The sequence below is a fragment of the Streptomyces sp. NPDC044064 genome, assembly GCF_056434245.1.
This window is the reverse complement of the sequence record NZ_JBWKFN010000011.1, coordinates 1-24,659: the sequence shown is the minus strand read 5'-3', so window position 1 is coordinate 24,659 and position 24,659 is coordinate 1. Positions and strand designations below refer to the sequence as shown.

The 24,659-nt window shown below is 72.4% G+C and carries 22 protein-coding genes; 8 read left to right on the top strand and 14 right to left on the bottom strand.

Translation table 11 applies throughout. The features are described from left to right. Positions 1-2: 2 nt before the first annotated feature. Entirely contained in the window at positions 3-353 is a 351-nt protein-coding gene (locus tag AC07DS_RS19125; RefSeq protein WP_479146768.1) for a DUF488 domain-containing protein, read from the bottom strand. Positions 354-517: 164 nt separating this feature from the next. Here AC07DS_RS19125 and AC07DS_RS19120 point away from each other — a divergent pair, with 164 nt between their 5' ends. From AC07DS_RS19120 to AC07DS_RS19105, 4 genes are read left to right on the top strand one after another with little or no spacing between them, the layout of a single operon-like run. Next, positions 518-1,945, top strand: a complete 1,428-nt coding sequence (locus AC07DS_RS19120; protein WP_479146766.1) for a M1 family metallopeptidase — start codon at positions 518-520, stop codon at positions 1,943-1,945. 56 nt (positions 1,946-2,001) lie between these two features. Further along, the gene (locus AC07DS_RS19115) at positions 2,002-2,790 is read left to right on the top strand and encodes a L,D-transpeptidase family protein (protein WP_479146764.1); all 789 of its coding nucleotides are present in this window, start codon (positions 2,002-2,004) and stop codon (positions 2,788-2,790) included. Between the two features lie 20 nt (positions 2,791-2,810). Continuing rightward, on the top strand, positions 2,811-3,515 hold the full coding sequence (locus tag AC07DS_RS19110) for a response regulator transcription factor (protein ID WP_479146763.1): 705 nt from the start codon (positions 2,811-2,813) through the stop codon (positions 3,513-3,515). Continuing rightward, positions 3,512-5,347, top strand: a complete 1,836-nt coding sequence (locus tag AC07DS_RS19105; RefSeq protein WP_479146761.1) for a sensor histidine kinase — start codon at positions 3,512-3,514, stop codon at positions 5,345-5,347. The genes AC07DS_RS19110 and AC07DS_RS19105 overlap by 4 nt, the downstream gene beginning before the upstream one ends. Before the next feature lie 76 nt (positions 5,348-5,423). On the opposite strand, the gene AC07DS_RS19100 is transcribed toward AC07DS_RS19105, so the two are convergent. Both AC07DS_RS19100 and AC07DS_RS19095 read right to left on the bottom strand, forming a co-directional pair. Continuing rightward, positions 5,424-5,672 (bottom strand): WhiB family transcriptional regulator, encoded by a 249-nt coding sequence (locus AC07DS_RS19100; RefSeq protein WP_479146759.1) that lies wholly within the window; start codon positions 5,670-5,672, stop codon positions 5,424-5,426. Positions 5,673-5,772: 100 nt separating this feature from the next. Continuing rightward, positions 5,773-6,993, bottom strand: coding sequence for a saccharopine dehydrogenase family protein (locus AC07DS_RS19095; protein WP_479146757.1), 1,221 nt, complete (start codon positions 6,991-6,993; stop codon positions 5,773-5,775). 126 nt (positions 6,994-7,119) lie between these two features. Between AC07DS_RS19095 and AC07DS_RS19090 the strand changes: the two genes are divergently transcribed. After that, on the top strand, positions 7,120-7,827 hold the full coding sequence (locus tag AC07DS_RS19090) for a TetR/AcrR family transcriptional regulator (protein ID WP_145881703.1): 708 nt from the start codon (positions 7,120-7,122) through the stop codon (positions 7,825-7,827). A gap of 9 nt (positions 7,828-7,836) precedes the next feature. On the opposite strand, the gene AC07DS_RS19085 is transcribed toward AC07DS_RS19090, so the two are convergent. After that, the gene (locus AC07DS_RS19085; protein WP_479146755.1) at positions 7,837-8,721 is read right to left on the bottom strand and encodes a LysR family transcriptional regulator ArgP; all 885 of its coding nucleotides are present in this window, start codon (positions 8,719-8,721) and stop codon (positions 7,837-7,839) included. Between the two features lie 66 nt (positions 8,722-8,787). Here AC07DS_RS19085 and AC07DS_RS19080 point away from each other — a divergent pair, with 66 nt between their 5' ends. Continuing rightward, entirely contained in the window at positions 8,788-9,402 is a 615-nt protein-coding gene (locus tag AC07DS_RS19080) for a LysE/ArgO family amino acid transporter (protein ID WP_479146753.1), read from the top strand. 141 nt (positions 9,403-9,543) lie between these two features. Further along, positions 9,544-10,854 carry an MFS transporter gene (locus AC07DS_RS19075; protein ID WP_479146751.1) on the top strand — a complete coding sequence of 437 codons (1,311 nt, stop codon included), beginning with the start codon at positions 9,544-9,546 and terminating at the stop codon, positions 10,852-10,854. Positions 10,855-10,969: 115 nt separating this feature from the next. On the opposite strand, the gene AC07DS_RS19070 is transcribed toward AC07DS_RS19075, so the two are convergent. Then, a complete protein-coding gene (locus tag AC07DS_RS19070; protein ID WP_479146749.1) occupies positions 10,970-11,428 on the bottom strand; it encodes a cyclic nucleotide-binding domain-containing protein in 459 nt (152 codons plus the stop codon). Positions 11,429-11,823: 395 nt separating this feature from the next. On the opposite strand from AC07DS_RS19070, the gene AC07DS_RS19065 reads away from it, so the two are divergent. Next, on the top strand, positions 11,824-12,642 hold the full coding sequence (locus AC07DS_RS19065) for a SigB/SigF/SigG family RNA polymerase sigma factor (RefSeq protein ID WP_479146746.1): 819 nt from the start codon (positions 11,824-11,826) through the stop codon (positions 12,640-12,642). Positions 12,643-12,649: 7 nt separating this feature from the next. Here the strand turns inward: AC07DS_RS19065 and AC07DS_RS19060 are convergent, their stop codons facing one another. The 9 genes from AC07DS_RS19060 to AC07DS_RS19020 form a co-directional block, all read right to left on the bottom strand. Continuing rightward, positions 12,650-14,866, bottom strand: a complete 2,217-nt coding sequence (locus AC07DS_RS19060; RefSeq protein WP_479146744.1) for an FUSC family protein — start codon at positions 14,864-14,866, stop codon at positions 12,650-12,652. Positions 14,867-14,984: 118 nt separating this feature from the next. Continuing rightward, positions 14,985-15,194: a DUF4287 domain-containing protein gene (locus AC07DS_RS19055; protein ID WP_479146743.1), complete on the bottom strand. Its 210-nt coding sequence runs from the start codon at positions 15,192-15,194 to the stop codon at positions 14,985-14,987. Positions 15,195-15,290: 96 nt separating this feature from the next. Beyond that, positions 15,291-16,667 carry an NAD(P)/FAD-dependent oxidoreductase gene (locus AC07DS_RS19050; protein ID WP_479146740.1) on the bottom strand — a complete coding sequence of 459 codons (1,377 nt, stop codon included), beginning with the start codon at positions 16,665-16,667 and terminating at the stop codon, positions 15,291-15,293. 219 nt (positions 16,668-16,886) lie between these two features. Further along, positions 16,887-17,321, bottom strand: coding sequence for an ATP-binding protein (locus AC07DS_RS19045; protein ID WP_479146737.1), 435 nt, complete (start codon positions 17,319-17,321; stop codon positions 16,887-16,889). 146 nt (positions 17,322-17,467) lie between these two features. Further along, complete coding sequence (locus AC07DS_RS19040; RefSeq protein WP_479146735.1) at positions 17,468-19,372, bottom strand: AMP-dependent synthetase/ligase; 1,905 nt, start codon at positions 19,370-19,372, stop codon at positions 17,468-17,470. A 191-nt stretch (positions 19,373-19,563) separates the two neighbouring features. Then, on the bottom strand, positions 19,564-20,652 hold the full coding sequence (locus tag AC07DS_RS19035) for a glutamate--cysteine ligase 2 (protein WP_479146733.1): 1,089 nt from the start codon (positions 20,650-20,652) through the stop codon (positions 19,564-19,566). Positions 20,653-20,742: 90 nt separating this feature from the next. Next, positions 20,743-22,950 carry a 1,4-alpha-glucan branching enzyme gene (gene glgB, locus AC07DS_RS19030; RefSeq protein WP_479146731.1) on the bottom strand — a complete coding sequence of 736 codons (2,208 nt, stop codon included), beginning with the start codon at positions 22,948-22,950 and terminating at the stop codon, positions 20,743-20,745. A gap of 4 nt (positions 22,951-22,954) precedes the next feature. Beyond that, positions 22,955-24,319 carry a maltokinase N-terminal cap-like domain-containing protein gene (locus AC07DS_RS19025; RefSeq protein WP_479146729.1) on the bottom strand — a complete coding sequence of 455 codons (1,365 nt, stop codon included), beginning with the start codon at positions 24,317-24,319 and terminating at the stop codon, positions 22,955-22,957. 30 nt (positions 24,320-24,349) lie between these two features. Beyond that, a partial coding sequence (locus tag AC07DS_RS19020) for an alpha-glucosidase C-terminal domain-containing protein (RefSeq protein WP_479146727.1) occupies positions 24,350-24,659 on the bottom strand: 310 nt, incomplete at its 5' end.

Below are 24,659 nucleotides of genomic sequence, written 5' to 3'. Positions count from 1 at the left end.
CGTCAGCCCTTCAGCAGGTCCGCCAGCACCGTGGCATGGCTCCGCTCCGGCGTCTTGGACGCCGTGAGCAGCGTGACCGGCCCCTTGCGGGCCGACTTCCTGAGGCCGTCGAGGAGTTCGACGGCCTCAGGACCCGTCAGCTCCGCCTCGTAGCGGCCGCGGAACTCCTCGTACGAGCCCTCGCCCGCGTGGTACCAGCGGCGCAGCTCCGTCGACGGCGTGAGGCCCTTGGGCCACTCGTCGATCTGCGCCGCCTCCTTGGCGAGGCCGCGCGGCCACAGCCGGTCCACCAGCACCCGCAGGCCGTCGTCGGACTCCGGCGGCTCGTAGATCCGGCGCACGCGCACACTCACGGTCTGGCTCCCCTCGGTCGCGGACGGCTCTGCGAGCGTACTTCGGCCGCCCCGCGACACCGGGCGGCAACGCGGCGTGACTTGACCTGAATGAGGGGGAAACGGAGACAGCCGCGGCCCTAGTCTGTGGACGAATGATCATCGCCACCCCCGAAGGAGCGCCCATGACGGCAGCGCACAGACAGACCTCACCACGACGCACCGCGGTCCTCCGCCGTGAGGCGGTCCTCGCCACCGTCCCCGTCGCCGTGGCGGCACTGCTCGGCGCCGCCGGAACGGCGTCGGCCGGCACCATCGGCACCTCGGGCGCCGGTGACCCGTACTTCCCGCTGAGCGGCAACGGCGGCTACCACGTCAAGCACTACGACCTGACGCTCCGCTACGACACCACCTCCCGGCGCCTGGACGGCAAGGCGGTCCTCACCGCCCGCGCCACCCAGAAGCTGACCCGGTTCGACCTGGACCTCAAGGGCCTGAAGGTCACCGGCGTCACCGTCGACCGCACCGCCGCCGGCTTCCGCCGCGACGGTCAGGAACTCGTCGTCACCCCGCGCCACACGCTGCGCAAGGACCAGGAGTTCCGGGTCACCGTCACCTACCACGGCACCCCCAAGTCGGTCACCGACCCGGACGGCTCCGCCGACGGCTGGATCCGCACCGACGACGGGGCGTTCGTCGCGGGCGAGCCGCAGGGCGCCATGACGTGGTTCCCGGGCAACAACCACCCCAAGGACAAGTCGTCGTACGACTTCACGATCACGGTCCCGAAGGGGCGCACCGCCGTCGCCAACGGTGTCCTGCGCGGGCAGCAGACCGAGAACGGTCGCACCACCTTCCGCTGGCACCAGGCCGAGCCGATGGCCGCCTACCTGGCCACCGCCACCGTCGGCAAGTTCAAGGTCGAGCAGTACACCACCCACGACGGCATCCAGGTCTACAACGCCGTCGACGCCCGTGAGGCGCGCGCGGCCGCGCCGGTGCTGAAGAAGCTGCCCTCCGTGCTGGAGTGGGAGAGCAAGCTGTTCGGGCCGTACCCGTTCCGCGCGGCCGGCTCCATCGTCGACCACGCGCCCGACGTCGGCTACGCCCTGGAGACCCAGAGCCGGCCCGTCTACGACTCGGCTCCCGACCTGAGCACCCTCGTCCACGAGAGCGCCCACCAGTGGTTCGGCGACTCGGTCTCGCTGACCGCCTGGAAGGACATCTGGCTCAACGAGGGCTTCGCGACCTACGCCGAGTGGCTCTACAGCGAGCAGCACGGTGGCGACAGCGCCCAGAAGACCTTCGACGCGCTCTACGCCCGCCCGGCGAACGACCACCTGTGGGCCTTCCCGCCCGGCGACCCGGGCAGCGGCAAGAACCTCTTCGACACGCCCGTCTACGCCCGTGGCGCGATGGTCCTGCACGAGCTGCGCAAGGCGGTCGGTGACCAGGACTTCTTCCGCATCCTGCGCACCTGGGCGACCGAGCACCGGGCCGGGCACGGTACGACGGCCCAGTTCGTGAAGCTCTCCGAGCGGGTGTCCGGCAAGGACCTGGACGGTCTCTTCCACACCTGGCTCTACACGAAGGGCAAGCCGAGCAAGGCCTAGCGGCTCCGCTGCCGGAACCTGACGGGTTCCAAACATGTGTCGGCCAGGGTCGACCCATGTTCGATCGCAGATCCGCCGTCGCTCTCCTCGTCTCCCCGCTGCTGCTCACCGGCTGCGGCGGTGGAGCCGAGGCGACCGAGCGCCGCACCTCCGCGGCCCGCCCGGCGCCGACGGCCACCCCCGCACCGACCCCCACGTCCGAGCCCGTGGCGGAGCCGGCACCCCGGCGGATGGCCGGCCTCGGCCCCAAGATCCATGCCGCGATACCGGACCGCTCCCGGCAGGCCGTCGTCGTCACCGGGCGCGGCAGGAACTCCCCGCTGTCCGCGGTCGTGCTGCACGAGCGCACCGCCACCGGCCGGCAGCCGGGCACCGCGTGGCCCGCCCTCCCCCAGTCTCGGCTCCGCTCGACCGGGGGGACCCCCATCGCCCTGCACGGCTGGAGCGCCCACCACACGGCCGGAGACCTGCGCTCCCCGGTCGGCGTCTACACGCTCAGCGACGCCGGCGGCCTGCCGGCGGACCCGGGCAACAGGCTTGCGTACCACCACTCCAGCGGCTTCGTCCCGCCCGGCACCGGCTTCGAGGGCGAGCCCCTCCCCGGGTCCTTCGACTACGTCGTCGCCATCGACTGCAACCGCAGGCCGGGCACCTCTCCGCTGGACTGGACCCGCCCCCTGGGCGCGGGCCGGGGCGGCGGAGTCTGGTTCCACGTCGACCACGGCGGCCCCACCCACGGCTGCGTCAGCGTCGCCAAGTCCCACATGAAGGACCTCCTGCGCACCCTCGATCCGAAGCGGCATCCGGTGGTCGTCATGGGGTACGCCGACTGGCTCGCCCTCTGAGCGTCCTAGGATCCGAACTCGTGTGCGCACATGTGCTGGTCGCCGAGGACGACGAGAAGCAGGCCGAACTGATCCGCCGCTCCCTGCTGGCCGAGGGGCACACCGCCACGGTGGTGCACGACGGCGCCGCCGCTCTCGACGCGGCCCGGCGCCTGAGACCCGACCTGGTCGTGCTCGACCTGATGCTCCCGGTCGTCGACGGCTTCGGGGTGTGCCGGGTGCTGCGCGGCGGAGAGGATCCGGACATCCCGGTGGTGATGCTCACCGCACGCGCCGCCGAGGACGACGTGCTGCTCGGGCTGGAGCTGGGCGCCGACGACTACATGACCAAGCCGTACAGCCCGCGCGAGCTGATGGCCCGGATCCGCACCGTCCTGCGGCGCAGCGGGCGCGGCGGCAGCGTCCGGGGCGATGATCCGGTCGTACGGGCCGGGGGGATCGGCGTGGACCCCGTACGCCACGAGGTGCGCTGCGACGGAAAGCCGGTGGAGTGCACGCCGGCCGAGTTCCAGATCCTGCTGGCCATGGCGGGGGAGCCCGACCGGGTGTTCTCCCGGCGGCAGTTGCTGCAGTGCACGCGTGGCTTCGACCGGGCCTCCACCGAGCGCGCCGTCGACGTGCACATCATGAACCTGCGCCGGAAGATCGAGGCCGACCCGCGGCGGCCGATGCGTCTGGTGACGGTGTTCGGCGTCGGCTACAAGCTGACCGGCGGCCGGCCGTGAAGCGCCGCGTACCGCTGCGCAAACGGTTGCTCGTCCGGCTGCTGTTCGTCTCGGCCCTCATCGCGGTCTGCTCGGTGGCGGCCACCGCCTGGCTCGCGGTGACGACCACCACCAGTGCCCTCAAGGAGGAACAGGGCCAGGACCTCGCCGCCGACAACAGCATCCTCGCCCGGCTCAGTGGGTACGCCGCCGCCCACCCGGACTGGACGGGTGTCCGGCGCACGGTCCGTGACCTGGCCCGTGGCACCGGCCGGCGCATCGCCCTGACGAACGCCGACGGCACCCTGATCGCCGACTCCGCGCCCGGCGGCACCCCGCTGCCGCCCCGGCCCGCCGCCACCGTCGACCCCCTGCGCACCGACACCTACACCGACTCCGGGAGCCGGCTCAGCGGCATCGATCCCCGGGTGGTGGGGCCGTACCGGGTCACGGCCGGGGAGCGGCACCGGCTGGACGCGCTGGCCGCCAAGCGCAGGGAGTGCTATGAGCACTTCGGCGTCGACGGCACGGTCGTGCGGACCCCGAGCGGCCGTCCCGTGGTCAGCACCCCGGATGACACCGACATCTCCTACGCCTCGCAGCAGTGCGCGGACGGGCAGCTGAACACCCCCACGCCGACGGAGGAGCAGGCCCTGACCGAGCTCACGGCGCTGGCCCGGCCGTGCCTGAAACGGGCGGGGCTGGACATCGGCGGCCGGCTGTTCCTCACCTTCGACCCCAGTGCGAGGGATCCCTTCGGCGGCGGCTTCCTGGTGGCCAAGACCCCCCGGGTGGCCGACAGCAGGGCCGCCGTCCAGGCGTCGAAGAGCTGTGTGCTGAGCGCCCGCCGCATCCAGCTGGAGCCGTATGTCGCCCCGGTCGCCGACCTGTTCCTGGGCATCGGGGACCAGAACCCCGCCCGCTTCGACATGTCCACGGGCAACAAGGCCAAGGTGGTCGGCGCGGCCGGGCTGGTCCTCGCCGTCACCGTCGCCGTGACCGCCGTCGTCGCCGTAAGGCTCGTACGACCCCTGCGCGCGCTGACCGCGGCCGCGCAGCAGCCGCCCGAACGGCATGTGCGGGTGCCGGTGACCACCCGGGACGAGACCGGCATCCTCGCCGAGGCGTTCAACGACCTGACCGAGCGACGCGAACGCCTGGAGGCCCAGCGCAAGGCCATGGTCAGCGACATCGCCCACGAACTGCGCAGCCCGCTCACCAACATCCGTGGCTGGCTGGAGGTCGTCCGAGACGGCGTCGTCGACCCGGACCCGGCCCTGCTGGCCTCCCTGCACGAGGAGTCGCTGGTGCTCCAGCGGATCATCGACGACCTGCAGGATCTCGCGGCCGCCGACGCCGGCACGCTGCGCCTGCACCGCGAGCCGCTGCACGCCGGCGACCTGCTCGACCAGGTCGCCGCCGCCCACCGGGTCGCCGCCGACGCCGCCGGGGTCGCCCTGCGCACCGAGGCCGACGACACCGCCTGGCTGGACGCGGACCCCGTGCGCATGCGGCAGGCGCTCGGGAACCTGGTCTCCAACGCGCTGCGGCACACCCCCGCCGACGGCACGGTCGGCCTGGCCGCCCGCCGCGACGGCGAGTCGGTCCTGCTGACCGTCACCGACACCGGCTCGGGCATCGCCGCGGAGGACCTTCCGCACGTCTTCGACCGGTTCTGGCGCGCCGAGAAGTCCCGCAGCCGCCGCACCGGCGGCAGCGGCCTCGGCCTGCCGATCGTCCGCCATCTGGTCGCGGCCCACGGCGGTACGGCGGAGGCCGCGAGCGAGCCGGACGCGGGCGCGGTGTTCACCCTGCGGCTGCCGGCCGCTCCGGCGCCGGTGGACGCCCCGTGATCAGGCACGGGGCGCCCCTCACCGATGCGATCGGCCGCGGGTCTCTCCTGCCGCAGAGCCCTGCCGGACACCGGCCCTAGCGCGGACGCCGTGCCCCCATGCGCCGGGCCCGGGTGCGGCGTTCCGTCTCCGTCATGCCTCCCCAGACGCCCGCGGCCTGTCCGGTGTCCAGTGCCCAGCGCAGGCACTGCTCGCGGACGCCGCAGCGGCCGCACACCGCCTTCGCCCGCTCTGTCTGCACCAGTGCCGGTCCCGTGGTGCCGATCGGGAAGAAGAGGTCGGGTTCCTCGCGGCGGCATGCGGCGCGGTCTCGCCAGTCGTCCATCAACGTCACCTGCGATCGAGGTCGTACCTGCCCCTGGAAGATGCGTACTCGCCTTCGGGTCACCTGTCGATGCGCGGTGAAACGACTGATACCGGCCGCGTCACTGTTCCCGGACCCCCCACGGGGAGCCGTACTCGGTCAGCAGGTCGAGGAAGGGACGTGCGGGGAAGGCCTCCGGACCGAGGACGCCGGTGCCCGACCAGGCGCCGGTGGCGAGCAGTTCGAGGGCGACGACCGGGTTGACCGCCGTCTGCCACACCACCGCCTGACTGCCGTACTCCGTCATGGACCACTCGTTGTCGACGACGTGGTACAGGTACACCTCGCGCGGCGCCCCGTCCTTCGTGCCGCGCACCCAGGTGCCCGCGCACGTCTTGCCGCGCATCCGGTCGCCCAGCGTCGCCGGATCGGGCAGGCACGCGGCGACCACGTCCCGCGGCGAGACGGCGACCGGTCCGTCCGGGCCGGGCACGGTCACCGCCTCGGTGCGGTCGAGTCCCAGCCGGTGCAGGGTCTTCAGCGTCTCGATGAACTCGCCGCCCAGGCCGTACTTGAAGGTGACCCGCTCCGCGCCGACCCAGCGCGGCACCAGCAGCACCTCCTCGTGCTCGACGTTCACACACTCCACCGGGCCGATGCCCTCCGGGAAGTCGAACACCTCCGGCTCGCTGAACGGGGGCGTGGTGAACCAGCCGCGCCCGGCCTCGTACACGACCGGCGGGTTCAGGCACTCCTCGATGGTGGTCCAGATGCTGAAGGAGGGTGCGAAGTCGTAGCCGTCGACGGTGAGGTTCGCGCCGTCGCGGATGCCGATCTCCTCGATGGTGTCGAAGAGTTCGTCGGCCGCGTGGCGGGCGAAGACGTCCGACAGCCCGGGCTCCACGCCCATGCCGACCAGGGCGAGCGCGCCCGCCTTCTCCCACTCCTCGGCCAGCGCGAACTGCTCGTCGCCCAGCTTGACCCCGCACTCCTCGTACGGCCGTTCGGGGTGGCGCCGGGACAGGGACATCGCCATGTCGACATAACCGGCGCCGGCGGCGCGCGCAGCGCGGAACAGGGGCATGACGAAGCGCGGGTCGGTGGCGTTGAGCAGGACGTCGCAGCCGTGGTCGGCGAGCAGCCGGGCCACCTCGGCCTCGTCGGAGGCGTCCACGCGCTCGGCGCGGAACCGGCTTCCGGCGTCGCCGAGGGCCGCGACCGCCGCCTCGGCCCTGGCGGGGTCGTAGTCGGCGACCACCATCAGGTCGAGGAACGGGCGGCGGGCCGCGATCCGGGTGATGGCGGTGCCCACACCGCCGGCTCCCACGAGCAGTACACGCATGACGAAATCTCCCTGCCTGACACGAACGTATAGGGGACGGGGCAGGCGCGCCTTGCCGGGAATCAAACGCCGGGGCATGGCGTAAGGTCAATGCCGTTGGCATAAGGACCGCAGGGAGGACCCGCCGTGCCCAAGCCCGTGGTGCCCGAGGAGAAGCGCCGCCGGCGCCGTCCGACCCGCAGCGGCACCGTGCTGTCCGAGCCGCTCATCGTCGAGACCGCGCTGCGTCTGCTGCGTGAGCACGGCAGCACCGGGCTCACCGCGCGTCGCCTGGGTCTCGCCCTGGACTGCGACCCCAGCACGCTGTACCGGTACTTCCGCGGCATGGACGACCTGACCCTGGCCATCGGTGACGCGCTCATCGGGCAGGCTCTGGCGGGCTGGGAGCCGACGGGACAGTGGCGGGCGGACCTGCGGACGATCGGACTGCGCATCCACGCCGCGTACGTCGCGCACCCGCAGGCGGCGCTGCTGACCGCCAGCCGGGTCACCGGGCGCGCCCAGGAACTGGCCGCGGACGAGGCGGTCCTGGACGTCCTGCGCACGGCCGGGTTCTCTCTGCCGGAGACGGTCCGCGTCTACCACGCCTTCATCGACCAGACGCTGGCCTTCGCCGCACTCGACGCCGCGTCCCTGGCCCTGCCGAGCGCCTCCCAGCGGGCCGACGAGGACAAGTGGCACTCGACCTACGCCCGGCTGCCCCGCGCCACCCACCCCCGCATCGCCGAGGCGGCTCCGCTGCTGGCCCGGCGCATGGTCACCAGCGCCTACCCGACGGCCCTGGAGATGCTGCTGGACAGCGCGGCCGGGCGGCTCGCCCCGCAGGTGCCCTGACCTTCGCCGTCACCGGCGCAGCGCCTCGGCCGCCGTCGCCGTCACCGCCTCGGCCAGTGCCGCCAGCGCGGGGGAGTCCAGTTTCCACTGCTGCCAGTACAGCGGGAGGTCGACCCACTCCCGCGGGGCGAGCAGGACCAGGCGGCCCTCGGCCAGCAGCGGCCGGGCCTCGGGCTCCGGGATCATGCCCCAGCCGAGGCCCGCGGTGACCGCTTCGGCGAAGGCTTCCGAGGACGGCACGTAGTGCCGCAGCCGGCTGGCGCCCGTGCCGCCCAGCCGCCGTACGAAGCCGTCCTGGAAGTCGTCCTTGCGGTCGAAGACCACGACGGGCGCCTCGGGCAGGAGGTCCCGCAGCGGCCCGTCCAGATACCGCTCGGCGAACCCGGGTGCGGCCGCGGCCAAGTACCTCATCCGGCCGAGCGGGCGGACCGAGCAGCCCGGCACCGCGTCGGGCGAGGAGGTCACGGCCGCCATCACCAGGCCCTCGCGCAGCAACGCCGCCGTATGCGCCTCGTCCTCGCGGTGCAGCTCGTAGCAGAGGCCCTCCACCCGGGTGAGTGCGCCGAGGAACCAGGTCGCCAGCGAGTCCGCGTTCACCGCGACCGACACCCGCGTCGGCTCGCCGGCACCGCTCAGGCCCAGCTCGCCGCGCGCGTCCCGCTCCAGCCGGGCCAGCTGCCGGGCGAACCTGACCAGCACCGCCCCGGACTCCGTCGGGCGCACCGGCTTGGTGCGCTGCAGCAGCACCCGGCCGGTGCGCTGCTCCAGCGCCTTGACCCGCTGGCTGACCGCCGACGGCGTCACGTGCAGGGCCGCGGCCGCCGCGTCGAACGTGCCCTCGTCCACCACGGCGAGCAGCGTCCGCACCTGCTCCAGGGGAAGCTCCTCCATCACGAGCGCTAAGGATACGTAAGAATCTTTAGCTGTACCTGCAGTGATCGTTTGCTTAACGTCGACGGTATGAACCACGCACTGACCGCCGCGGCCGCCGGATTCGGCACCGGCCTCTCCCTGATCGTCGCCATCGGCGCCCAGAACGCCTTCGTCCTGCGCCAGGGGGTGCGCCGCGACGCCGTCCTCGCCGTGGTCGGGATCTGCGCCCTGTCCGACGCGCTGCTCATAGCCCTCGGCGTCGGCGGGGTCGGCGCGGTCGTGGTGGCCTGGCCGGGCGCGGTACGGGCCGTAGGGCTCATCGGCGGCGCGTTCCTGCTGTGCTACGGCGCCCTCGCCGCCCGCCGCGTCCTCAGGCCCGGTACCGGCCTGCGTGCGGAGGGCGAGGCGGCCGGCTCACGGCGGCGCGCCATCCTGACCTGCCTGGCGATGACCTGGCTCAACCCGCACGTCTACCTCGACACCGTGTTCCTGCTCGGCTCCCTCGCCGCCGACCGCGGCCCGCTGCGCTGGACCTTCGGGCTCGGGGCCGCCCTCGCGAGCCTGTGCTGGTTCGCCGCGCTCGGCTTCGGCGCGCGGCTGCTCGGCCGCTTCCTCGCCCGGCCCACGGCCTGGCGGGTCCTGGACGGTCTGGTCGCCGTCACCATGCTCGCGCTCGGCGCCACGCTCCTCGCCGGATCCTGAGACACCGGATCCTGAGACACCGGATCCTCAGACACCGGATCCTGCGGCGCCGGATCCTGGGACAACCCGTTCGGCAGGCGGGGAAGTTGCTGCCATAGTGAGGCTCGAAATCGAAAGATGTATCGAGCAACCAGGAAGCCCGTGGATACGAGCGAGAGCAGCACCGATCCCGACACCGGTGCCGACAGCGAAAGCCCGGCCGCCCCGGCCCCGCCCCGGCGCGGCTGGCGCCGCTGGGCGATGGACACCCGGCCGCTGCGCATCCCCGCCTACCGGCGGCTGTGGTCGTCGACCGTCGTCACCGCCGTCGGCAGCCAGCTGACCGCGGTCGCCGTCCCCAAGCAGATCTACGACATCACCCACTCCTCGGCCTGGGTCGGCTACGCCAGCCTCGCCGGTCTGGTGCCCATGGTGGTGTTCGCGCTGTGGGGCGGGGCGGTCGCCGACACGGTGGACCGGCGCAAGCTGCTGCTGGTGACCAACAGCGGGATCGCCGTGACCTCGGTGCTGTTCTGGACGCAGGCCGTCACCGGCCTGGACTCCGTCGTGGTCCTCATGCTGCTGCTCGCCGTGCAACAGGCCTTCTTCGGCCTCAACTCCCCGGCCCGCACCGCCTCCATAGCCCGCCTCGTCCCGGCCGAGCAGCTCGCGGCGGCGGGCGCGCTCGGCTCGACGGTGATGCAGACCGGCCTCGTCGCGGGTCCGCTGCTGGCCGGAGCGCTGATACCGGTCATCGGGCTGCCCGAGCTGTACCTGATCGACGCGCTGGCGCTGTGCGTCACCGTGTGGGCGGTGTTCCGGCTGCCCGCGCTGCCGCCGCTGGGCGCCGGCGCGGCCCGCCGGGCCGGGGTGCGCGAGATCGCGGCCGGGTTCCGCTACATCTCGGGGCACAAGGTGCTGCTGCTCTCGTTCCTGGCCGACATCGTGGCCATGGTCTTCGGCATGCCCCGCGCCCTGTTCCCGCAGCTGGCCGCGCAGACGTACGGCTCCTACGGCGAAGGGCTGGCGCTCGGTGTGCTGTTCGCCGGGATCCCGGTCGGCGCGGTGCTCGGCGGCCTGTTCTCCGGCGTCTTCTCGCGTGCGCGGCGGCACGGCTGGATGGTCATCGGCGCGGTCGTCGGCTGGGGCGTGGCCGTCGCCGGGTTCGGGCTGAGCGGCAACCTCTGGGTGGCCATGGCCTTCCTCGCCGCGGCCGGGGTCGCCGACATGGTCTCCATGGTGTTCCGCGGGGCGATCCTGCTGTCCGCCGCGACCGACGAGATGCGCGGCCGGATGCAGGGGGTGTTCACCGTGGTCGTCGCGGGCGGTCCGCGCCTGGCCGACGTGCTGCACGGCACCGCGGGCTCGGCGTTCGGCCCCAGGACTGCCGTGGCGGGCGGGGGCGCGCTGGTGGTGGTGCTCATGCTGGGGCTCGCCGCGGCCGTCCCGGCGCTGCGGCGCTACCGGATCTGAAGCGCCCCGTCAGGGGCGCGGGGCCGTGTCGATGTGCGGCTCCGCCGCGCGGGCGCGACCGGCCACGACGGCGCCGCAGTGGATCGACGGCGCATCGCGGTACCTCCGGCGGAGCTCAGAGCGGGCCGCTGCGCCGACGGAGCGTGTACTGATCCATCAGCTTGCCGCGGGTCGTCTCCAGGCGGTTGGCGAGGATCTCGGCGACCGTGCGCACCAGCGACAGCCCGAGCAGCGGGTCCTCCACGCAGAGGGCGAGCACCGACGGTCCGTCGAACTCGTAGGCCCGGACATTGCTGAAGGCCACGGCGCCGAAGTCCCACTCGTACGGCGGGAACAGCCAGGACCAGCCGAGCATGTCGCCCGCGCCGAGCGTGGCCACGGTGACCCGCTGCCGGGCGGTGACCTGCTGGTCCAGGTGGACCGCGCCGGAGCGGACCACCCAGAAGCGGTCGGCGGTGCCGCCCGCCTCGAAGATGTGGGTGTCCTCCGGGAAGGACACCTCCTTGGCCAGCTCCATCAGCCGCTCGCGCTGGGCCTGCGGGAGGGCGGTCAGCAGCTTTATCGCTTTGGTCATGGCGCGGGACTCCTCGCCGGCAGCGGTTCGGGTGGTTTCCCCAAGCCCATTTCAGCCGCTGCCGCCGTCCGGGGCACCTCGAAGGAAGCGGGTTTCTGCCGGCGACGTGCCGCGGAGGCATGAAAAAGCCCTGGCTGGACGGGGGAGACCAGCCAGGGCCGTATGCGGCGGTGAAGGAGGACGGTTCCGGTCGACTCCGTCACCACTTATGGATGAACGGTAAACCATCTTCCCGGAATTCGCCCAATCGAGAGCGGGTCGCGTGACTCGTTTCACTCCGGACGACACACCGGTGGCCGAAGTGCTCACAAGCCGTGTTTGCCGTGTGCGCGGGCGGGCAGGCGCAATTTGCTTCCGTCCAGGACCGGAAAACCTCTGTTCAGGAGCGATTCCGCATGCTGACCGACACGAAATCCGTCGCCTCGGAGCGGCGGACCCACGACGACGCCCCCGACACCGCGGCCCTCTTCGCACGGCTCGTGGAACTGGACGACTGCCCCGAACGGGACGCCGTCCGCGACGAACTGGCGACCGAGTGGCTGCCCATGGCCCACCGGATCGCAGGCCGGTTCCGCGACCGTGGGGAGTCCACCGAGGATCTGCGCCAGGTGGCCGCGCTCGGCCTGGTCAAGGCCATCGACCGGTACGACCCCTCCCGGGGAGCCTTCGAGAGCTACGCCGTCCCGACCATCACCGGCGAGGTGAAGCGGCACTTCCGGGACCGGATGTGGGCCGTGCGGGTGCCGCGCCGGGTGCAGGAGCTGCGCAACCGGGTGCGCCTGGCCCGCCGCGAACTCATCCAGCACCCCGGTGCCCCCGAGCCGACCGCCGCCGACATCGCCGCGCACACCGGCCTCACCGAGGAACAGGTCGCCGAGGGCGTGGAGGCGCTGGAGAGCTTCAGCAGCCTCTCGCTGGACGCCGAGCTGTCCACCGGCGAAGACGGGCACAACCTGGCCGACACGCTGGGTGCCACGGACTCCTCGTACGACGTCGTCGTCGACCGGGAGGCCGCCAAGGAGGGGCTGCGCCGGCTCCCCGAGCGGGAACGGGCCATCCTCTACATGCGCTTCTTCGAGGACATGACGCAGAGCCGCATCGCCGACCGGCTCGGCATCTCCCAGATGCACGTCTCCCGGCTCATCAGCCGCAGCTGCGCCCGGGTACGTGCCGTGGCGCTGGGGCAGCGGCAGGGCGGCCGGACCGCCGGGTGACCGGCCGTCACTTCCCGGACCGCTCCCGCGCGATGCCCAGCGGCCGGGCCAGACCCGACACCGCCTCGTCCAGGCGTTGCAGATGCCGCAGCACCCGGTCGGTCACCCGGCCGTAGCGCGGGGTGCGCAGGGTGCCCGGTTCCAGCATCGACGCGATGCTGGGGCCGGTCTCGATCTCCACCGTCGAGCGGGGGTCGGCGACGTGCGCGGCGATCGCCTCGATGTTGTGCACGATCCGCCGGCCCGCCCCGCGCAGCCGGGGATCAGCCGCGATCGACGGGTGCGTCGGCAGCAGCTCGGCCGTGGCCGCGAGCGAACGCGCGTGGTAGGCGCAGGTCTCCAGCAGGGCCACCACGTACCGGGCGGTGTCCCTGCGGCCGCGCTGCGGGGCGATCGGATGGGTCAGCGGCTGGGTGGCCGCACGCAGATCGGCCAGCGCCTGGTCCAGATCACGCGCCTGGTCCACCAGGTCGGCCGGCGGCGCGCCGCTCAGCTGGTCCATGGCGGCCCGGGTGACGAGCGCCAGCTTGTCGAGGACGCCGACGAGCAGGTCGTTGGTGCGCCGGTCGGTACGGACCGGCAGCACCAACGCCGCCGCGATCATCCCGCAGGCCGCGCCGAGCGCCGTCTCCTCCACCCGCAGCACCAGCACCGACACGCTGTAGGTGCTCAGCAGCGTGTAGAGCAGCCCCAGCATCGCCGTCACGAAGAACGACATCAGCGTGTAGGACAGGGGCGCGGTGAAGAACATGGCGAAGATGCACACCAGCACCAGCGCGAACGCCGTCCAGGTGTGGTGTCCGACCAGCCCCGCGAGTCCGATGCCGGCCACCACGCCGAGGACCGTGCCGACCAGCCGCCGGTAGCCCTTCACCAGGATCTCGCCGGTCGACGCGGTGTTCAGGAAGACGATCCAGCAGGTCAGCACCGCCCAGTACCAGCGCTGGCTGGACAGCAGCTCACCGCCCACGATGGCCAGGGCCGACCCGACGGCCACCTGCACGGCGGCCCGGGTGGTGGGCCGCCCGAGCCCGGTCGGCTCCGGCTTGGCGGGCTCGGTCTCCTCGCCGCTCTCGATGGCGGCGTCCTCGGCGTCCAGCTCCTCGCGGGACCGAGCCGTCGCCGGGGTGTCGTCGGACTCGTCCTGCGGCCCGTCCAGGGCGATCCGCAGCCCGAGGACGGCCCGCGCGGCCTCGCCGAGCCCCCGGTAGACGTCCTGTACGGCCGGGGAAGCCCTGGGCAGGTTCTCCTCCTCGCGGTAGCCGAGCAGCCGGTTGCGCACCTGCGCCAGCGCGGTTCCCGAGGCCTCGCCGATCGGGCGCAGCACCAGCAGGCGCAGCGCCTCCAGGTCCCGGCGCAGCACCGTCGTCGCCTCGTCCCGCACCGGCAGTGCGCCGCCGGACGGGAGGGGCGCGCCGGGCAGGTGCAGGGTGAGCGTGTCCGTCCGTTCGGCGCTGCGCGCCGTGAGCAGCAGCAGTCCGAGCCGCTCGGCGGCGATCTCGGCGTCGGCGACACGGCGCTGCAGCAGGCGTGCCGTCGCCTCGTCGGCGGTGCCGTCCTCCAGCCGGCCCTGGATCATCAGCGCCGTCTCGTGCAGCCGGGCGGTGCCGGTGCGCAGGTGCTCCAGCACCTTCTCGGCCTCGTCGGGACCGGCGTCCAGCAGCTCGATCTGGGTCGCGACCAGCTGCCCGAGCCGGGCCCTGAAGGCCCGCCGCAGCAGGCCGAGGGTGCCCGCCGGGGTCTCGGGCAGCAGGACGAACCGGGCGGCGGCGCTGCACACGAACGCCACGGTGATCACGCCGTACAGGGCGGGCAGCGTGGCGGTGGTCGCGTGCACGAACAGGGAGAGGAAGTAGATCTGGAAGCCGATGAGGCCCAGCGCCGTGCCGCGGTCGCCGAACCGGCGGCCGTAGACGGCACAGAAGATGAGAACGACGAAGAACACGTCGCCCACGACGACCCGTTGGTTCAGCAGCGCGCTCAGCGACACCGAGGCGAGCGCCACCGGCAGGCCCAGTGCGAGGGTGACGGCCTGCTGGGAGCGCTGCTTCTCGCGGAGGGCGAAGGTCGCGACCATCGACGCCATGGCGCCCGCGACGAGCTGCGGGACCGGGACCCGCAGCAGGGCCAGCACGGCAAGGGTGAGGACGATGGCGGCCACCGTGCGCAGACCCGCGGTGAGCCGCAGCAGCCCGGGATCGGACGCCGCGAGCCGGACCCGCATTCGTGCCCACCCCGACCGAACCGCTGCCCTCACGCCGCCGCGCTCTCTCCCGTGCCGGAACTTGATCTCCGTCCCAGCATGGCACGGCGGCCCGGCCCGCCCGCCCTCGGCCGGCCTGCTACTTGCCCTCGGCCAGCGTGTACGCAACGAGAGCGTTGGCGTGCCCGTGCCCGAGACCGTGCTCGGACTTGAGCCAGGCGACCAGCTCCATGTGCTTGGTCAGCGGGGAGGCACGGACCAGCTCCTGCCATTCGGCGACCGGACGGCCGTACTTCTTCTCGATCGAGGGGAAGTAGCTCGCCGGGCCCTGCACGGTCTTCTCGGTCATGGCGGTGTGTCCCATCCGTGTGACGTGTGCTGATCATCAGAGAAGACCGCCGGCCGGCCCGGAAGTGACCGGCAGTCTCCAGTGATCCGGGTCACATCAGGAACTCGCGGAGTCGCCACCCTCCGCCCGGGCGCGGACCTGTTCCGGTGTCAGATAGGTGTCCGTGTACTCGAAGTCCTTCAGCCGGGCCGGCTTGCGGGACTGGAAGCCGGTGCGGACGAAGTCGTCGCCTGCGACCGCGTTCAGCAGCCAGTTGGTCATGACGCGGGTCTTCGCGACGTTGGTGCGCAACGCCGACCAGTGATAGCCGCGGGCCACCGCCTGCGCGGGCACGCCCCGCAGCTCGATGCCCAGCGGCTTGGACACGGCGTCCTTGCCGCCCAGGTCGACGACGAGGCCCAGGTCCTTGTGCACGTACGGCACCAGCGGCTGGTTGCGCAGGGTCGCGATGACGTTGTCGGCGACCTTCCGGCCCTGGCGCATGGCGTGCTGGGCGGTGGGCGGACAGACCGCGCTCTCCTCGGCCTTGGTCTTGTCGGGCACGGCGGCCGCGTCGCCGAGCGCGAACACCCCGTCGTGACCGGGCAGGGTCATCTCGGTGGTGACCGCGAGCCTGCCGCGGACCGTCTCCGCGCCGAGCGTGGCGATCAGCGGGCTCGCGACCACACCGGCCGTCCAGATCAGGGTGTGCGTCGGCACCACCCGGCCGTCGGTGAAGGTGACCTCCTCGGCTCCCGCCTTGTCGATCGACACGCCCAGCGAGACGTCGATGCCGCGCCGCCGCAGGATCTCCTGCGCGCTGCGGCCCAGTTTGTCGCCCAGCTCCGGCATGAGCTTGGGCGCGATGTCGATGAGGTGCCACCTGATCAGGTTCGGGTCGAGCCGCGGATAGCGCTGCACGGCCGCGTGCGTGAGCCGTTGCAGACAGGCCGCGGTCTCGGTGCCCGCGTAACCGCCGCCGACCACCACGAACTGGAGCCGGGCGGCCCGTTCGGCCGGGTCGTCGCTGGCGTCCGCGAGGTCCAGCTGCGAGATGACGTGGTCGCGGATGTAGGCGGCCTCGGCGAGGGTCTTCATCCCGAACGCGTGCTCGGTGAGCCCCGGGATGTCGAAGGTGCGGGTCACGCTGCCCGGGGCCAGCACGATGTAGTCGTACCGCTCGTTGACGACGTCTTCGGTGAGGGTGCGGATGACACAGACCTTGGACTTCAGGTCCACGCCGATCGCACCGCCCGGGATGATCCGGGTGCGGTACTTCCTGCTGCGGCGCAGCGAGACGGCGATCGACTGCGGTGTCAGCACACCGGAGGCGACCTGGGGCAGCAGGGGGAGGTAGAGCTGGTAGGAGAACGGCGTCACCAGCGTGACGTCGGCCTCGTCCGGGGCGAGCTTCCGCTCCAGGCGGCGGACGCAATCGACTCCGGCGAAGCCTGCGCCAACCACCAGGATCCTGGGTCGTGTCACGGTGTTCATCCCTCTCTGCGGCTCCAGGCGGTCCGACTCCACGCCGTTCGCGTGCCCAGGATCGCTGCGGCCACACCGATCCCACCGTGCACCGAGCCGTTCCGCCAGCTGGGTGCGGCAGGCAGACGAACGCGTGGGCACCAGCATGCCCCCGCTGGGGCTCTTAGTAACCAGGTATCGCACAGATACACGTCGTACTCATGGGCACCGCGCACGCGGCGTTCCCCGTCACCAGGGCAGGAACACGTGGATGTCCTTGCCCCGGTCCTCGACGACCACGCTCACCTGACTGCACAGCGTGTGCACCAGGTGCCAGCCGATCCCGCCACCGCCCGCACTCGGCTGGAAGGGGCGCGGCTCGGGCCGGGTGGTGCTGGTGTCGTGCATCGTCACGTGCACCCCGTCGAAGGTGCGGCGCATCCGCAGGCCGAAGGGTCCCGGGGCGTACTGGACGGCGTTGGCGGCCAGTTCCGTGACGACCAGCAGGATGTCGTCCCAGCACTCGGGCGTGCCGGGCGGCGCGTCCCGGGCGAGGGCGCACAGGAACTCCTCCGCGGCGAGCCGTGCCCCGGTCACGTTGCGCAGCTCACCCGGGAAGGAGAACGCCCGCTCGGCCCACTCCTCCGGGTGCGGTGTGTCGTCGCCACGCGGCTCTGTCGCCATCTCGCATTCCCCGGCCCCGTCCGGTCGGGGCCGGCGGCCCCTCGCGACCAGGGCGGTCGTCGTTGCTGATCACTCCACTGCTCGGGTTCCCCCAGCCGGGCCGGTTACCCGTCCACCCGGCCGCCCGGGCTCCCTGCCCGCACCTCCTAGCGGAAGACGTTGTCCGAATCGTCCCAGTCGGCCGGCTCCTCGTGATCCGGCCGCCGTGCCGCGCGCGACCGGGCCTCGTACATCGCGTCGATCTCGGCGGCGTAGTGCCGCGCTATGGCGTCCCGGCGCAGCTTCATGGACGGTGTCAGCAGCCCGTTGTCCGGGGCGAACGGCTCCGGGAGGATGCGGTAGACCCTGATGGACTCCGAGCGGGACACCGCGCTGTTGGCCGAGGCGACGGCCCGCGCGATCTCCTCCCTGAGCGCGTTCTCCTCCCGGGCCTCCCGGCTCGGGGACTCGGGCTGCAGGGCCAGGCCGGCCCGCCAGTGCGCGAGGAACTCCGGGTCCAGCGTGATCAGGGCCCCCACGCAGGGCCGGTCGTCGCCGACGACCACCGCCTGGTGCACCAGCGGATGCATGCGCAGCCGCTGCTCCAGCGGGGCCGGTGCCACGCTCTTGCCGCTGCTGGTGACGATCACGTCCTTCTTCCGGCCGGTGATCGTCAGATAGCCCTCGGAGTCCAGCCGTCCGATGTCCCCGGTGGCCAGCCAGCCGCCGTACAGCGTGGCCCGCGTCCGGGCCTCCTCGCCGACGTAGCCCTGGAACACCGACGGGCCGCGCACCAGGATCTCGCCGTCGTCGGCCACCTGGACCTCGGTGCCCGGCAGCGGCCGGCCCACGGTCCCGGACTTCTCCCGGCCCAGCGGCTGCATGGTGATCCCGCCGGACGTCTCCGTGAGCCCGTAACCGTCGTGCAGGTACAGCCCGATGCCCTCGTAGAACAGGGACAGTTCCCGGCTGAGCGACGAGCCGCCCGAGGTGCCCCGTACGGCGCGGCCGCCGAGCGCGGCCCGCAGCCTGCGGTACACCGTCCGCTCGTACAGGGCGTGTTGCAGCCGTAGGTCGAACCCGGGACCCGGCCCGAGGCCCAGCCGCCGGCGCTCCTCCGCCTCGGCGAAGTCCCGCGCGGTCTGCGCCGCCCGCTCGAACAGTGCACCCCGGCCCGCCTGCTGAGCGGTCCTCAGGAAGGTCTTGTACAGCTTCTCGAACACCGACGGCACGCCGTACAGGTACGTCGGCCGGAACGTCTGCAGCGCCGAGGCGAGGGCCTGCGCCGTCATCTCCGGCTCGTGCGCCATCAGGACCCCGCCGCGCACGCACATCACCTGGACCATGAGTCCGTACACATGGGAGAAGGGCAGGAAGGCGAGCACCGACGGCTGTTCGCCCGGGGGCGCCGCGGTGTGCGCCCAGCCGGCGAGCAGGATGTCGACCGGGTGGGCCAGGCCGCGGTGGCTCAGTGCGCAGCCCAGCGGACGGCCGGTGGTGCCCGACGTGTAGGCGATGACCGCCGTCGCGTCGGGCAGCACGATCCGGCGCAGCGAGTCCACCGTCGTCAGCGGAACGAGCGCGCCCTGCTCGGCCAGCCGGCCCAGCGCGTCCGCGTCCAGCTGCCAGACGTGCTTCAGCCGCGGCAGCCCCGCACACACGGTGCCGACCGTCATGATGCCCTGCTCGTCCTCCACCACCACGGCCACGCAGTTGGCGTCCCGCAGGATCCACTCCACCTGGTCCCGTGAGGACGCCGGGTGGATGGGGACGACCTCCGCGCCGACGGTCCACAGTGCGTGGGCGAACACCGTCCACTCGTAACGCGTCCTCGCCATCACGGCCACCCGGTGGCCCGGGGATATCCCCGAGGCGATCAGGCCCTTGGCCAGGTCGACCACTTCGTCCCGCAGCTCGACCGCCGTCATCTCCTCCCACACGCCGGGCGCCGCATCAGAGCGCCGCGCGAGGAGGGGCAGGGTCGGACTGCGATCCGCGGTCTCGAAGATGCTGTCGGCGAGCCCGCCGGTCAGCGGCGGTACGGCTGCTGGAGCGAGGGCGTCGTCGCGCATGCGCTGCTCCCGAGGTGTACGGAGGGTGACTCCGCCGGTCGGCTCAGTTGCCGGCGCGGTGCTCGAATGTAGCCCAGGCAAGCGGTTTCGGGGCCAGGAACAGGCAAGTCGTGATCCGCTGATGATCTGCGCGTGTCCAGAGGCCGTTGCGCACACCAGTCACGCGAACCCGGACCCCGGCGGACCGCCCCTCAGTCCTGGGTGTGCCGCACACAGGCGGTGACGACGTCCCGCAGGCTGCCGGTCCGTTCCATGAGCAGCCGCTGCTCGTGAGCGCCGTTGCCCCGGCGCAGCACCCTGGCGACGGCCTCCTCGGCGCCGGCCGCGTCACCACTGTCGGTGAGCGCGTCCCCGGTGTGCTCCAGCAGGGAGTACAGCACCTCCGCCGCCGGCCGGGGCAGCATGGTCACGGGGTCCAACAGGTCCTCGTCCAGACCGGACTGGGCGGCCTGCCAGGCGGCGAGCCTCAGCAGGCTCACACTGTGGTCGAGCGGCGGCAGGCCCGCCCGCCACTCACGGGCAGCCGTCTCCACCAGGGCACGGGCCAGCGTGGCGATCAGGACGGTGGTGTCCGCGCGCAGACACACGTCCGCCACCCGGATTTCCACCGTCGGGTAGCTCGCGGACAGGCGTGCGTCGAAGTACAGCATCCCCCGGTCGAGGATGACCCCGCTGGCCACCATGTCCCGCGCCAGCCGGTGGTACCGCTCGGCGGAGCCGAACAGCTCGTTCGGGCCCGCCTGCGGCCAACGGCGCACCACCCGGCCGCGGTAGCTGACGTAGCCGGTGTCCCGGCCCTGCCAGAAAGGCGAGTTGGCGCTCAGTGCCAGGAGCACCGGGAGCCACGGCCGGATCCGGTCGAGGACGGCGACGCCCTCCTCGTCGGACTTCACCGAGACATGCGCATGGCAGCCGCACACGAGCTGGTCCTGGGCCGTCATCCCGTACCGCCCGGCCATCCACTGGTAGCGCTCGTGCACGGTGAGCGAGGGGGTCACCGGCATCGGGTACGTGGCGAGCGCGGCGACCGCGCAGCCGATCTCGCCGGCCAGCCGGGACGCCTCCTTGCGGCAGCGCACGATCTCGGCGCCGAGGTCCGCCATGTCCGCCTGCGGATGCGTGGCGAACTCCAGCATCTGCCCGAACAACTCCTTCTGGAACACGTCCTGTCCGGGATCGTCCTGGGTGGCACGGGCCAGGAACACGGCCGCCAGCGGCTTCGGCTCCCCGCTGTCCGGGTCGACCAGAAGGAGTTCCTCCTCCACTCCGACAGTGCGCACGTGGGCCGCCCTTCTGTGGGTGACGAGGAGCAGTCGTAGGTCTGTACGACCCTGACTGCCCCCCGGAGCGGGCAGCCGACACCTGTGGGTTCAGCGCACGGGCGTCAACCAGACAGTCGCGAGCGGCGGCAGCGTGAGCCGGAGGAACCCGTCCTCGGGCTTGATCGCCCCCGGAGCGCCGACGCAGACACCGCTGCCGCCGTAGCGCGCGTCGTCCGAGTTCAGCGCCTCCTGCCAGCCGGGGACCTCGTCGGGAACCCGGAGACGGTAGTCGTCACGGACCACGGGAGAGAGGTTCGACACCGCCAGCAAGGGTGATCCCTCGGTGTCGAACCGCAGGAACGCGAAGACGTTGTCGTCCGCCGCGTCACACTGCACCCATCGGAAACCGCCCGGATCCGTGTCCCGCTGCCACAGCGCCGGAGTGGCCCGGTACAGCGTGTTCAGGTCCCGCACGAGATGCTGTACGCCCCGGTGGTCCCCAGCGGAGTGGTAGTCCTCGTCAAGCAGCCACCACTCGGGGCCGTGCGCCTCGGACCACTCGGCGCCCTGGGCGAACTCCTGACCCATGAAGAGGAGCTGCTTGCCGGGGTGGGCCCACATGAAGCCGAGATAGGCGCGGTGGTTGGCCCGCCGCTGCCACCAGTCGCCCGGCATTTTCGACACCAGGGCCTGCTTGCCGTGCACGACCTCGTCGTGGGAGATGGGGAGGACGTAGTTCTCGGTGTAGGCGTACACCATCGAGAACGTCATCTCGTTGTGGTGGTACTTGCGGTGCACCGGCTCGTGCCGGATGTACTCCAGCGAGTCGTGCATCCAGCCCATGTTCCACTTCAGCCCGAAGCCGAGCCCGCCACTGTCGGTCGGCCGGGTCACCCCGTCCCAGGCGGTGGACTCCTCGGCGATGGTGACCACGCCCGGGCAGCGCCGGTAGACGGTGGCGTTCATCTCCTGCAGGAAGGCCACCGCGTCCAGGTCCTCCCGCCCGCCGAAGACGTTCGGCGCCCACTGTCCGGAGTCCCGCGAGTAGTCGAGGTAGAGCATGGAGGCGACGGCGTCCACCCGCAGCCCGTCGATGTGGAACTCCTCACACCAGAAAACGGCGTTGGCGACGAGGAAGTTGCGCACCTCGGTCCGCCCGTAGTCGAACTCGTACGTGCCCCAGTCCGGATGCTCGGCCCGCCGCCAGTCCCCGGGCTCGTACAGCGGCTCACCGTCGAACCGGGCCAGCGCCCAGTCGTCCTTGGGGAAGTGGGCCGGCACCCAGTCCATGATCACGCCGATGCCGGCCCGGTGCAGCGCGTCCACCAGGTACTTGAAGTCGTCGGGGGAGCCCAGGCGGGGCGTGGGCGCGTAGTAGGAGGTGACCTGGTAGCCCCAGGAGCCGCTGAAGGGATGCCCGGCGACCGGCATCAGCTCGACATGGGTGAATCCCATCTCCTTGACGTAGGCGGGCAGTTCGTCCGCCAGCTGGCGGTACGTCAGTCCCGGGTGCCAGGAGGGCAGATGGACCTCGTACACCGAGAACGGCGCCTCGTGGACGGGTGAGTCGCCCCGGTGGGCCATCCATTCGGCGTCGCCCCACTCGTACCGCGAGACCGCTACGACCGAGGCGGTCGCGGGCGGGACCTCCGTACGGCGGGCCATCGGGTCCGCCTTCAGGAACCGGTCGCCGTGGCGCGAGGTGATCTCGAACTTGTACCGCGCGCCCTCGCCGATGCCCGGCACGAACAGCTCCCACACGCCCGACGCGCCGAGCGACCGCATCGGGTACTGCGTGCCGTCCCAGTACGTGAAGTCGCCCGCGACCCGCACACCCCGGGCGTTCGGCGCCCACACGGTGAAGCGGGTGCCCGCGACCCCCTGATGGGTCATCGGCTCGGCACCGAGCGCCCGCCACAGCTGCTCGTGCCGGCCCTCCCGGATCAGGTGCAGGTCCAGCTCGCCGAGAGCGGGCAGGAAACGGTACGGATCCTCCGTCTCCTCCTCACCGTCGTCGTACGTGACATGCAGCGTGTACGACGGGATCTCGTCGTACGGCAGCACGGCGGCGAACAGACCGCCGCCCTCCGACGCCAGTGCGCTGTGCATCCCGTCGACGACGACGCTGACCTTGCGGGCGTTCGGGCGCAGCGCCCTGAACAGCGTGCCGCCCGCCACCGGGTGGGCGCCCAGCAGGGCGTGCGGGTCGTGGTGCGCGCCGCCGAGCAGACGGTCGCGGTCGCCCTGGTCGAGCGGGACGGCCGCGGAAGGGGCGGGTCCCGCCGGCCGCGGAAGTGCGGTGTCGTTCCGTGTCATGACGTCAGCCTCCCCACACCGCGAGCCGCTGGATCGCGGCCATCGGCACCGGAAGCCAGTCCGGACGGTGTCTCGCCTCGTACAGCACCTCGTACACCGCCCTGTCCGTCTCGTGCGCGCGCAGCAGCGCGTGCTTCTTGCGTGGATCCCACCCGGCGCGGGCCGCGTAGCCCGCGCAGAACGCCTCGCGGCAACGGCGTGCCCACTCCGGCCGCCAGGGGCGGCGCTGCCGGGCCGCGTAGTCGAAGGAGCGCAGCATCCCGGCCACGTCCCGCACCGGGGACTGCGGGGCCCGCCGCTCGGCCAGCGGCCGGGACGGCTCGCCCTCGAAGTCGATGACGAACCAGTCGCGCCCTGCCTGCAGCACCTGCCCGAGGTGCAGATCGCCGTGGATGCGCTGGGCCGGCGGCCCGGTGTCGCACGTGGCCAGGGCGCCGAACGCGGCCCGCAGGCCCGGTACGAAGGGCCGCAGCGCGGGCACCGCGTGCGTGGCCGCGTCCAGCCGCGCGCACATCGCCTCCGCGGTACGGCCGTTCTCGCCCGGCCCGGCCGGCGGGAAGGCGTCGGCCAGCGCGAGGTGCACCTCGGCCATGGACCGGCCCAGCTCCCGGGCCTCGGCGGTGAAGTCGTCACCCGTGGCGAGCGCGCGCAGCGCCAGCGTCCAGCCGTCGGTGGCGTCCGGCAGGAACGGCTGCAGGACGCCCAGCGTGGCCGGGCTCGGAGCACTCGTGCTGAACCAGGCGACCGGAGCCGGTACCCGCGCACACCCCTGCGCGGCCAGTGCACCCGGCACCTCGAGGTCGGGATTGACGCCCGGCTGGATGCGCCGGAAGAGCTTCAGGATGTACGCGTCGCCGTAGACGATCGACGAGTTGGACTGCTCGGCGTCCAGCAGCCGTGGTGGGAGCCCGCCGGGCAGATGGACGCCCGGGGCCTTCTCGAAGCACAGCGGACCCGAGGTGCCGGGTTGCCGCAGCCGCTCCAGGAGCAGATGGGCCGAGCGCGGGTCCTGCAGCGCGTCGTACACGGCGAGGCCGGCGAACGGACCCTCCTCGACGCGGCCGACGTACGCCCGCTCCAGCCGCGGTGCGAGATGCTCGCGCACGCCCAGGAACAGCTGGTAGCAGTCGCCGGGTGGCGGCGTGCCGCCGGGGGTGGGCACCGGCGCGTGCGAGGCGTGGACCAGCAGGTGCAGACATCCCGGGAACAGCTCGCTCATGGACAGCAGGGACAGATCGGTGACGGGCCGGTCCTTGCCCGCGAACCAGCGCTGCAGGGGCAGCCATTCACGCAGCAGCCCGCTCAGCGAGGCCAGGGGCCGGTCCGTGCCGGCCGCGGCTCTCGGCCGGGGGGTGATGGTCTTCGGCATGGTGACGCGTCCTTTCCTCGGCGCCGGTGCTCAGCGGCGGCCGATGCGGGATGCGACTCGGGTGAGCCGGAACCAGTAGAAGCCGTGGCCCGCGAGGGTCAGCAGGTAGGGCAGTTCACCGATCGCCGGGAACCGCACGCCGCCGATCAGCTCGACGGGGTGCCGTCCGTCGTAGACCCTCAGATCGAGTTCCGTGGGCTGTGCGAAGCGGGAGAAGTTGTGCACGCACAGCACCAGGTCGTCGCCGTAGTCGCGGAGGAAGGCGAGGACGGCGGGGTTGGAGGACTGCAGTTCGGTGTAGGTGCCGAGTCCGAAGGCGGGGTTCTGCTTGCGGATCTCG